This is a genomic window from Paenibacillus cisolokensis (genome assembly GCF_050481165.1).
GTDB lineage: Bacteria > Bacillota > Bacilli > Paenibacillales > Paenibacillaceae > Paenibacillus_AH > Paenibacillus_AH cisolokensis.
In genome coordinates, this window is sequence record NZ_JBCNFP010000139.1 from 1 (window position 1) to 11,053 (window position 11,053).

General features: G+C 55.8%; 7 protein-coding genes. 6 read left to right on the forward strand and 1 reads right to left on the reverse strand.

All coding sequences use genetic code 11. The features are described from left to right. Positions 1 to 586 precede the first annotated feature (586 nt). From ABEV74_RS19870 to ABEV74_RS19895, 6 genes are read left to right on the forward strand one after another with little or no spacing between them, the layout of a single operon-like run. Positions 587 to 1,534 carry an ABC transporter permease gene (locus tag ABEV74_RS19870; protein WP_430148845.1) on the forward strand — a complete coding sequence of 316 codons (948 nt, stop codon included), beginning with the start codon at positions 587 to 589 and terminating at the stop codon, positions 1,532 to 1,534. 19 nt (positions 1,535 to 1,553) lie between these two features. Further along, complete coding sequence (locus ABEV74_RS19875) at positions 1,554 to 2,435, forward strand: carbohydrate ABC transporter permease (RefSeq protein ID WP_430148833.1); 882 nt, start codon at positions 1,554 to 1,556, stop codon at positions 2,433 to 2,435. A gap of 46 nt (positions 2,436 to 2,481) precedes the next feature. Then, complete coding sequence (locus tag ABEV74_RS19880) at positions 2,482 to 4,092, forward strand: ABC transporter substrate-binding protein (RefSeq protein ID WP_430148835.1); 1,611 nt, start codon at positions 2,482 to 2,484, stop codon at positions 4,090 to 4,092. A gap of 60 nt (positions 4,093 to 4,152) precedes the next feature. Further along, positions 4,153 to 5,622, forward strand: a complete 1,470-nt coding sequence (locus tag ABEV74_RS19885; protein ID WP_430148838.1) for a glycoside hydrolase family 32 protein — start codon at positions 4,153 to 4,155, stop codon at positions 5,620 to 5,622. Between the two features lie 30 nt (positions 5,623 to 5,652). Then, on the forward strand, positions 5,653 to 6,543 hold the full coding sequence (locus tag ABEV74_RS19890) for an ROK family protein (protein WP_430148841.1): 891 nt from the start codon (positions 5,653 to 5,655) through the stop codon (positions 6,541 to 6,543). A 51-nt stretch (positions 6,544 to 6,594) separates the two neighbouring features. Continuing rightward, positions 6,595 to 10,383 carry a GH32 C-terminal domain-containing protein gene (locus ABEV74_RS19895; protein ID WP_430148848.1) on the forward strand — a complete coding sequence of 1,263 codons (3,789 nt, stop codon included), beginning with the start codon at positions 6,595 to 6,597 and terminating at the stop codon, positions 10,381 to 10,383. A 244-nt stretch (positions 10,384 to 10,627) separates the two neighbouring features. On the opposite strand, the gene ABEV74_RS19900 is transcribed toward ABEV74_RS19895, so the two are convergent. After that, the gene (locus ABEV74_RS19900) at positions 10,628 to 11,026 is read right to left on the reverse strand and encodes a VOC family protein (protein ID WP_430148843.1); all 399 of its coding nucleotides are present in this window, start codon (positions 11,024 to 11,026) and stop codon (positions 10,628 to 10,630) included. Positions 11,027 to 11,053: the final 27 nt, after the last annotated feature.

Here is an 11,053-nt window from a genome sequence, read left to right on the forward strand (position 1 = left end):
TTATTATACCGTGGGAACCTGATTATTTTCATCATCTGATGGTGCCGTGTCAGCGGCATGGGAGTCTAAGAAAGTATAATATCGGCTATACTTTAAGCTTAGATTTCATCCGCGAAACGTAACCTCCGCCTGTCAAAGAGGGCGAAGCCGTTTACGCTTGTTTCATCTCTTTCAAATGTATAATAGTTCGAGAAAAATAGCAACTATAGATTTACAAATGCACAATTTTTATTTACATTTTATTATATAAAATTTACAAATACATACCCAGGACTAACGCTTTTTAATCCTTTTTAGATCTAAAAAATGAGCAGCTGCCATTAATCGCAAAGCGGTTTCTTGCTTGTTTTCCGCAATAAAGAAGGTTTTTGGATTGATAACAGCGAATTTTGCCTAATTTTTCGAATTAATATTTGTCAAATGCACAAAAATAATATTACAAAATGTATTGACTATCCGTTTGGTCTTTGCTAAATTGTAAATGCAATGAAGCATCGGAAGCAGTGAGAGCTTCGACTTGAAACCCCTTTCTAGAACGAAAATGTAAACTTGCCGGGAGAATGGAGGGAATTCAGTGCAACGCACGATAAAGGCGGGAGAAGGAAGGACGGCGCTTGTCGGCTCCCGCAGAACAAGGCTTTTCGAATATTGCAGGAAATGCGGCTTTCTTTACTTGCTACTTGCGCCGGCCCTGATCTTGACCTTGATCTTCAAATACGGTCCGATGTACGGAGCGGTAATCGCCTTCAAGGACTTTAGTCCGCTTAAGGGCATTTTGGGAAGCGACTGGGTCGGGTTCAAGTATTTCGACAAGTTTCTGTCGTCACCAAATTTCGAAGCGATCTTTATGAATACGCTTCAATTAAGCCTGTACGGACTCCTCCTCGGTTTCCCCGTGCCAATTCTGCTGGCACTGATGCTGAATCAGGTCCGCAGGGCGGGCGTGAAGAAGAACATCCAATTGTTTTTGTACGCCCCCAACTTTATATCTGTCGTTGTCGTTGTCGGCATGCTGTTTATTTTCCTGTCGCCGACGGGCCCTGTCAACCAACTGCTCGCCTGGCTGACGGATGAACCGATCATGTTCATGTCGCGCCCCGAGTATTTCAGATGGATTTATATTTTATCGGATATTTGGACGGGAGCGGGCTGGTCTTCCATTATCTATGTGGCCGCGCTGGCGAATGTGGACCCTGAGCTGCATCATGCGGCGAACCTGGACGGCGCAAACCTGCTTCAGCGCATTCGCCACATCGATCTGCCGACCATCCGCCCGATTATGGCGATCGTGTTCATTCTCGCTGCCGGTGGGATCATGTCGATCGGCTTCGAGAAAGCGTACCTGATGCAGACGGCGATGAATCTGCCGACGTCCGAGATCATTCCGACCTACGTGTACAAGATCGGCCTGCAATCGGGGGATTACGCCTATTCGGCTGCCGTGGGGCTCTTCAACGCCGTCATCAACGTTGTCCTGCTCGCGACCGTGAACGCGATCGTCAAAAAGCTGAACGAGGGCGAAGGCCTCTACTGAAGAAAGGAGCAAAGTCGCAATGTCCATCAAACATTCCGGACTGGATCGCTTCCTGCTTGCGCTCAACGCCGTCGGGCTGGCGCTGGCCGTGCTGGTCGTGGTCGTACCTCTGATTTATATTGTCGTGGCCTCCTTCATGGATCCGTCCGTGCTGCTCAGCCGCGGCTTGTCGTTTCGGGTGGCGGATTGGACCCTGGAAGGGTATGAAACGATTTTCTCCAATACGGCGATGGTTCGGGGATTCGCGAATGCCGTGCTGTATTCCGTCTCCTTTGCCGCCGTTACCGTGACCGTTTCCATCTTTGCGGGTTACGCGTTGTCGGACCGCCGGCTCAAAGGCCGTGGTTTTTTTATGACCTTGTTTTTGATCACGATGTTTTTTGGTGGCGGGCTCGTGCCGACTTACCTGCTAGTCAAAAATCTGGGCTTGATCGATACGATCTGGGCGGTGATTGTACCCGGCGCGGTCAACGTATGGAACATCATTTTGTCTCGGACGTTTTTTGGCGGTGTGCCGAACGAGCTGAAGGAAGCGGCCAACGTAGACGGCGCCTCCGAAGCGAACATCTTTTTCCGCGTCGTCCTGCCGCTCTCCAAGCCGATCGTTTTCGTGCTGGCTCTGTACGCTTTCGTCGGGCAGTGGAACGCCTACTTCGACGCCATGATTTATCTTGATAATCCGAAGCTGCATCCGCTGCAGCTCGTTCTCCGTTCGATTTTGATCCAGAATCAGGTAGATCCCGGAATGATTGGCGATCAGCTTGCCATGGCGGAACTGAAGCGTTTGTCCGAGATTATCAAATACGCGGCCATTGTCATTTCGAGTCTGCCGCTGCTCGTCATGTACCCGTTTTTCCAGAAGTATTTCGAGAAAGGTGTCATGGTCGGCTCTCTAAAATAACAGCCGGCTGTACATAGATTAAACACAGAATTTGGAGGTCGTTCACATGGAACACAACCGAAAAAGAGGATTTGCCTTCAAAGCCATATCCGCCGTTCTCGCTTCTTCTCTGCTGCTTACCGCCTGCAGCGGCGGCGGGGGCGGCGGTTCCGCCGGCGAGGAGCAGGAGCCGAACGGGAAATTGACGCTCACCATTATGACGCAAAGCTCGCCGCTCGCGCCGGCGGACCCCAACGAGAAGCTGATCTTCAAACGGTTGGAGGAAAAAACGAACGTCCATATCAATTGGAAAAACTATACCCGAGATGTCTTCGTGGAGAAGCGAAATCTCGCCATGGCGAGCGGCGACCTTCCCGACGCGATTTTTGACGCCGGCTACAGCGATTACGAGCTGCTGAAGCTGGCCAAGGACGGCGCGATCATTCCGCTGAACGATCTCATCGATCAATATATGCCCAACTTCAAGAAGGTGTTGGAAGAAGCGCCGGAATACCGAACGATGATTACCGCGCCGGACGGAAACATCTACGCCTTTCCGTGGATCGAAGAGCTCGGCAGCGGTAAGGAGCGGATCCAGGCCGTCGACGCGGTCCCTTGGATCAATGTGGATTGGCTGAACAAACTGGGGCTCGACATGCCGAAAACGACGGAGGAATTGAAGGATGTGTTGATTGCGTTCAAAACCCGGGATCCGAACGGAAACGGGCAGGCGGACGAAATCCCGCTGTCGTTCATCAACAAACCGGGGGCCGAGGATCTCGTATTCCTGTTCGCGGCGTTCGGCCTCGGGGAGAATCCGGATCACGCGGTTGTCACGAACGAGGGGAAGGTCGTATTCACCCCTGCCGAGGAAGGGTACAAGAACGCCGTCAAGTATATCCACGAGCTGTATCAGGAAGGACTGATCGATGTCGAAGCATATACGCAGGATTGGAGCACGTATCTCGCCAAAGGAAAGGACCACAAATACGGACTGTACTTCTCATGGGATAAGAGCAACATTACCGGGGACAACGACAGCTACGAGGTGATGCCTCCGGTAGCCGGGCCCGACGGCCGGATCAACGTGACCCAGACGAATGCGCTCGGCTTCCACCGTGGCAGAATGGTCATAACGAGTGCCAACCAAAATCCGGAGGCCACGGCCAAATGGGTAGACCAGATGTACGATCCGATCCAATCCGTACAGAACAACTGGGGAACCTACGGTGATGAGACGCAGCAAAACATTTTCGAATACGACGCCGAGAAAAACATGCTGAAGCACTTGCCGCTGAACGGAACCGCGCCGGTCGAATTGCGGGAAAAAACGAGCGTCGCCGGTCCGCTGGCGATACTCGACAGCTATTTCGGCAAATACACGACCTTACCGGACGACGCCAAGGAAAGAATGCGAATCGTCAAGGAGATTATGGCCCCCCATATGAAAGCGGACCGTGCGATGCCCAATATCTTCAACTCGATTGAAGTGCTGGAACGCCTGACGACGATCGAAACGGACTTGTTCGCCTATGTTCTGAGAATGCGGACCGAGTGGTATCAGAACGGCAAAGTCGACGAGCAGTGGGACGAATATTTGAAGGAACTCGATCGGCTCGGTTTGCAAGAGTGGCTCGAAATCAAACAAAGCGGTTATGACAGAGCGATGCAAAAATAGTCGCGGTCGACGGAGAGAAAGAGAGATCAACCATACTACGAAGCAGAGGAGAGGCGCCGGATGTCGACAATCGCCAAGCAAAACTACAGAGGCAGGTATCATTTTTCGCCGCAGCGGAACTGGATGAACGATCCGAACGGATTGGTCTATTTTGACGGAGAATACCATCTCTTCTTCCAGCACCACCCTTATGGCACGACCTGGGGACCGATGCACTGGGGTCATGCCGTCAGCAAAGACCTGGTGCGTTGGGAGGAGCTGGACATTGCGCTTGCGCCGGATGAGAACGGAATGATCTTCTCGGGGAGCGTTGTGGTGGATTGGCACAATACGGCCGGCTTTTTCGGGGAGGGGCCCGGACTTGTGGCAATTTTCACTCATAACCGCGAAGCGGAAGGGAACTCTCCGAAGCAGGCGCAAAGTCTGGCCTACAGCAGGGACAAAGGAAGAACCTGGACGAAATATGAAGGGAATCCGGTGCTTGTTCATGACGCTTCCGCCGATTTCCGCGACCCCAAGGTGTTCTGGCATGAGGCCACCCGCCGTTGGGTCATGGTTGTCGCTTGCGGCCAGACGATCGGACTGTATCATTCTCCCGATTTGAAAGCTTGGACGCTCGGCAGCGAATTCGGCAGTGGGACGGGATTTCACGGCGGGGTGTGGGAGTGCCCCGATCTGTTTCCGCTGGCGGTGGACGGGGATGCAGCCCGAACCAAGTGGGTCATGCTGGTCAGCGTCGGCGACGATCCGGCGTACCCGGAGGGATCAAGGACGCAGTATTTTACCGGGGATTTTGACGGCGTGACGTTTACGCCTGATGAAGACTCTCATGTGGTACGCTGGCTGGATGGCGGCCGGGACAACTATGCGGGCGTTACATGGTCCGATGTCCCGGCGGAGGACGGGAGGCGGCTATTCATCGGCTGGATGAGCAACTGGAAATACGCTAACCTGACGCCGACGGAAGACTTTCGCGGCGCGATGACAGTTCCGAGAGAACTCGGTCTTGAAAGGAGGAACGGTATCGAGATTTTGGTGCAGCGGCCGGCGAGGGAATTGCGGCGCGTCCGCATTCCGGTGCTGGCCCTTGCGAACGTTGGAAAGCGAGAGGTGGAAGCCGCCTTGCGCGCTTTGCGGCTCGAAAGCTACGAGCTGATCGCCGAAGTTCCGTCCAGCATCTCGTTTGCTTTTCAAATGAGAACAGGGGGCGGCCAGGAGACGGTCGTCGGCGTGGACGCGGTTCGAGGCGAAGTTTATGTGGACCGCACGAAATCCGGACGGCATGAGTTCCACGAACAATTCCGGGGCGTGCACAGGGCCAAATTGCTCGCCGTGGGAGAGAGACTCGATCTTCATGTCTGCGTGGACCGTTCTTCTGTCGAAGTATTCGCGAACGGAGGGCAGGCGGTCATTACCGATTTGATCTACCCCGATTCGGCGTCCGCCGGCATTTCCTTGGCTGCGGAGGAAAACGATTTCCGGCTGATCTCGCTGGCGATATATGAACTGGCGCCGCCCGTAGCGGAGTAGCGGTGCGGATCAGAAAGGAGAGCGAGAAAGTTGCGAATCGGAGCGATTGAAGCAGGCGGGACCAAATTCGTATGCGGAATCGGCGACGAGCGGGGGACGATTGCGGACAGCATCAGCTTTCCGACGGAAAGTCCGGAGACCATGCTCGGCAAAGCGATAGCGTATTTCAAAGACAAGCGGGTGGAGGCGATCGGGATCGGGGCTTTCGGCCCGATCGATCTTCATCCTGAAAGCCCGACGTTCGGCTTCGTCACGACGACGCCGAAATCGGGCTGGCGCGGCTTCGATTTCCTTGGTGCGCTGCGGAGCGAATTCCCGGTTCCCTTCGGATGGGATACCGACGTGAACGCCGCGGCTCTTGGAGAAGCGACATGGGGCACAGCCAAAGGCTTGAACAGCTGCCTGTACTATACCGTCGGAACGGGCGTTGGAGTCGGCGTCTACCTGGAAGGCAGGCTTGTTCATGGCCTTGTCCACCCGGAAGGCGGGCATGTGCCGACAAGGCGGCATCCGGACGACGACTTTGCGGGTCTATGTCCATATCACGCTGATTGTCTGGAAGGGATGGCGTCGGGGCCGGCGATCGAAGCCCGCTGGAAGGCGAAGGGACAGGCGCTTCCTTCCGATCATCCGGCATGGGAGATCGAAGCCTATTATCTCGCCCAAGCGATTGCGGGAGCCGTTCTACTGATGTCGCCGGAAAAGGTCGTGTTGGGCGGGGGGGTCATGCAGCAATCCCGGCTCTTCCCGCTGATCCGCGCCGAGGTGCGCCGGAATCTGAATGGATATGTCGTGGCAAACGAAATTTTGGAGCGCATGGACGAATATATCGTACCGCCGGGCCTCGGGCAGCGAGCCGGGCTCTGCGGCGCATTGGCGCTTGGGCTGGCCGCTTTGCAAGGAACGCTTCGCTCCACATAAGCGGCCGCAGCCGTCGCTTCCCCAATCTCCCGAATGAAAAGAGGTTGCATGATGGCGAACAAATTCAAACCCACATTAACGGTTCTGTTGTCCTCCGCACTTGTTGTCGCCGGGGCCGGTGGTCTGACCACTGGCCATTCGGTAGGCCGGGCGGCGGAGCGTCCCGCTAATTTTGAAAGCGCGACCAATTTCAATTCCAATTTGTCGGGCTGGCGATTGAAAGGAATGGGGCAGATGGAGGTAACGGAGCAGGGGATGCTGCTCACTTCGGAGACCGACGGGCATGTTACGGCTCTCGCGGAGACGAAGGCGACCGATTTCGTCTATGAAGCGGATGTTATGGTTTCGGGTATGGACGCGGACCCCGCCTTGGCGTTTCGTTCCGATGACGAAGGCCGTTCTTCCTACCAGCTCCAGATCGTGCCGAAAGCCGGACTTCTTCGACTGCGGGACGCGGGCGAAGCGGGCGCGTTGAAGGTGGAGCGGCCGGCGTCCATTGCTGAGGGCGAAATCTATCGTTTGAAGGTCAAGGCTGAAGGGACCCGAATCCAGGTGTACTGGGGCAACCGCTATGAACCGGTCATCGACGTGCGCGACGATGCCTACGGTTCCGGCCGTCTGGGCCTTGTCGTACGGGGCGGGTCCGCCTTATTCCAAAACGTTCAGGTCAGCGGGCTGCAAAGCAATTTGGGTGAAGTGGTGCACAGTTCGGGGGCCTGGCAGCCCGATCTTCGGGGGAAGCGGGGAACTGCAACCGTGCAAAACCGGGCGCTGCGAATCTATCGAGAGCGACATGAGGATCTGGTCCTGGAGGGAAATATGGCGTTCGGTACCGAGCGGGCCGAGGCCGCCCTATTGTTCAGAGCGAACGAACGCGGGACGGAAGGATACGCGGCGGCGCTAAGGAAAGACGGCCATGAAGTTCGGGCGGAGCTGAGAAAAGCGGACGGAACGTTGATCGCGGCTTCGGAACGTACTTATCCGTCGCAGCCCGCTTCCAAGCATCATCTTGAAATTCATGCCGTCGGCAACCGGATTCAGGTTTATGTCGACGGCTACGCCGGAGCAGCCATCGACGTTGCCGACGACAGCTACGCCGGGGGCCATGCGGGATTGTCTGTATCTGAAGGTACGGCGTATATTCAGGACGTCTATCTGACGGCCACAGCGGACTACTACATGGAAAAATACCGTCCCGACTATCACTACACGCCTGTGCGCGGGTCCGCAAGCGATCCGAACGGGCTGGTTTATTATGAAGGAGAATACCATCTGTTCCATCAGGACGGGGGAACCTGGGCCCATGCGGTTAGCACCGATCTCGTGAGCTGGAAGCGGCTTCCGATTGCCTTGCCTTGGAATGAGTACGGGCATGTATGGTCGGGCTCGGCTGCCGCCGATCTTCATAATGCCTCAGGCTTGTTCACGGAATCCGGGGGGAAGGGCCTGATCGCCTACTATACTTCCTATCATCCGGATCGTCCGAACGGCAATCAGCGCATCGGGCTGGCGTACAGCACCGATCGCGGCCGTACTTGGGAGTTCACCAGCGAGCGCCCGATCGTGATCGAAAATCCGGGGAAGCAGGGAGACGATCCGGGCGGATGGGACTTCCGTGACCCGAAAGTCGTAAGGGACGAAGAGTATAACCGCTGGGTAATGGTCGTCTCCGGCGGCGACCATATTCGCTTCTTTACCTCCACCAATCTGCTCGACTGGACGCTTACCGACAACTTCGGCTACGGGGATTATGTTCGCGGCGGCGTGTGGGAGTGCCCCGACTTGTTTCCGCTGACGGTGGAAGGCACGGACGAGAAAAAATGGGTGCTGATGATTAGCACGGGCACCAATCCGAAGACATCAGGTTCCGCCGCGGAGTATTTTATCGGGGAGCTTACTCCGGAAGGGAAATTCGTCAATGACAACCCTGTCGGCAAGGTGCTGACCACCGATTACGGGAAAGAGTTTTACGCTTCGATGTCCTTCTCGGATATGCCGGACGGCCGCAGGGTGATGCTGGCATGGATGACGAACTGGGATTACCCGTTTGCCTTCCCGACCGAGGGCTGGAAAGGGGAACTGACCATTCCGCGCGAAGTGAAGCTGATACGGACGGATGAGGGAATCCGCCTGGCGCAGGCCCCGATCGGCGAACTGCAATCGTTGCGGCTTGGATTACTGTACTCTACAACCCGTAAAATCGTGAATCCGAATGAAGCGAACCTGTTGAAAGGCGTATCCGCCGGAGCCTACGAAATCGAAGCCGAGCTGGAAATTCCGCGAGGGGGCGGCGCAGACGAATTCGGGTTCTATCTGCGCGAGGGAGACGGGAAGAAGACGGTCGTCGGCTACAAGGCGGCGGAGCACCGATTGTATGTAGACCGCTCTCGTTCCGGGGCTGTCGATTTTTCCGATCGTTTCACCACACGCCATGAAGCGCCGCTTGCGCCGGATAACGGGCGCATCAAACTGCGCATCTTCGTGGATGATGCCTCGATCGAGGTATTTGGCGGCGACGGCAAGGTCGTGTTCTCGGACGTCATCTTCCCGGATCCCGCGCACCGTGAGATGAGCTTCTATGCGACAGGCGGCGCGGTGAACGTCGTCTCCATGAAGGTGCATGCGCTCCAAAACATATGGAACGAAACGGCGAATACCGAAGCTACCATTGAGATGGATACGAGCGAACGGGAGATGAGGGCGGGGGACACCGAAATCTTGTACGCCGCTGCGGATAGTGACAACAGCTGCGGAACCCTGCCGCTGCGCTGGGAGACGAGCGACCCGAACGTCGTCGCCATTAAATCGTCCGATTCGAGAAAGGCGGTCATCGCCGCCGCCGGCCAAGGCGAAGCGGTCATCGTCGTCTCCGCTCCGAACGGCAAGGCGAAGGCGACCGTTCCGGTAAAGGTGTTTGATGGCGAGTTCAGCACGAACCTGACGGGCTGGGCCTCCGGACTGTCCGGCTCCAAATGGATTGTAACGGAGCAAGGCATCCGCGGCAGCTACCAGAGCGACGCCGCCTATATGGCCGGGGAGACGGCGGGAGATTTTGTCTACGAGGCCGATATGACGCTCGCCGAATCGGGCGGCGCGGGGTCTGTCTTGTTTCGGGCAAGCAGGGACGGGCGCAGCGGGTACTATTTCAATATCGACCCGAATATGAAAGCTTTTCGGCTTTTTTACAAAGTGAACGGCGCGTTTACGGAACGGCAGGTGCTGGTAAGGGTGCCCGTCTTTGTACAGCCGGATAAAACGTACCGCATCACCATCGAGGCGAACGGTCCGCATATCCGGATTACCGTGGACGGCGTCCGGATCATGGACGTTGCGGACGGAACGTTCGCGGAGGGGCACTTCGGCGTGCATGTGTTCGGCGGTCAAGCCTATTTTCAAAATGTCAACGCCAGCCGGATGCAGGAGGCCAAACTGCGGAAGACCGGCTTCGTCAACCTCACCGCGAACAAGGCGCTGTATGCCGCCAAATCGCAAAATGGCGAGCCGGTCATGCTGATCGATGCCGGGGAAGGGGAAGCACAAGGCCGGACTTGGGTGCTGGTGCCGACCGGAGACAAGCGAGGCTCCTACTCCATACGCACCGCAGAAGGTAAGGCGCTGGACCTGGACACGTCACAAAACAAAATCCAACTGTACGACTATCTCGGATACGACAACCAGCGCTGGCTTCTTGCCGACAATGAAGACGGCACCGTAACCGTCATCTCTGTCCATAACCGAAAAGCGCTGGAAGTCTCGGCGGACGGAACAACTCTATCGCTGGGCGAACCGGACCCGTCTTCGGACCGGCAGAAGTGGATGCTGGAAGATTCGGTCCGATAAGCCTTGCCGGCATAAGAGGCTGTCCCAAAGGTTATAGAAGATGACTGAGGGATGGCCTACTTCATTTTGGTGACGAGCAACCATTAAAAGGAGTGGCGCATTTCGAAAACATTTCCGTCGATTGGGTGTACCTGCAAGTTCGATCCATAAAGAAGAATTCAGTTTTCGATAAAGGCTCGAAAGCCGATTATTCATACACGAAAAAAAAGACGCTTTCCTTAAACTCGGACAATACCTATCGCGCTCAATCGAATCGGCTCTCGTAACAGTTGGCCTCAGGTAAAACATCGGCCGGATGCTTGTCGTGGTGTGTGACATATTCGATCAGCGTGCTGTCCGGATGCTGGACAAGCATGTTCCAACCGGTCGGTACAGGCTTCGGCGCTTCCAGCACCGTACAGTCGATGGTAGGCAAATGGCGCGCATATGCTTCGATGTCGTCGACCAGGAACGTCATATGGGTCGCGGTGAAAGGCTGCAAGCTTTTCTCGGTCCCGGCGATGAACAGGATCGATGCGACCTGCGCAAGCTTCAAGTCATATTCGGGATAGTTGAAGCGAAGCCGCGCCTTCTGACCGATCAGCGCCTCATGAAAGGCGACCGTTTCATCGAATTGCTCCAGCTCCACATACCGCCGCACCAAAATGTTTTAAACCTGAATTTCGAAAGT

Bases quoted from the DNA above. Each gene is read 5' to 3' on its own strand.
- ABEV74_RS19875 (WP_430148833.1), top strand. From the start codon at position 1,554: ATGTCCATCAAACATTCCGGACTGGATCGCTTCCTGCTTGCGCTCAAC.
- ABEV74_RS19880 (WP_430148835.1), top strand. From the start codon at position 2,482: ATGGAACACAACCGAAAAAGAGGATTTGCCTTCAAAGCCATATCCGCC.
- ABEV74_RS19885 (WP_430148838.1), top strand. From the start codon at position 4,153: ATGTCGACAATCGCCAAGCAAAACTACAGAGGCAGGTATCATTTTTCG.
- ABEV74_RS19895 (WP_430148848.1), top strand. From the start codon at position 6,595: ATGGCGAACAAATTCAAACCCACATTAACGGTTCTGTTGTCCTCCGCA.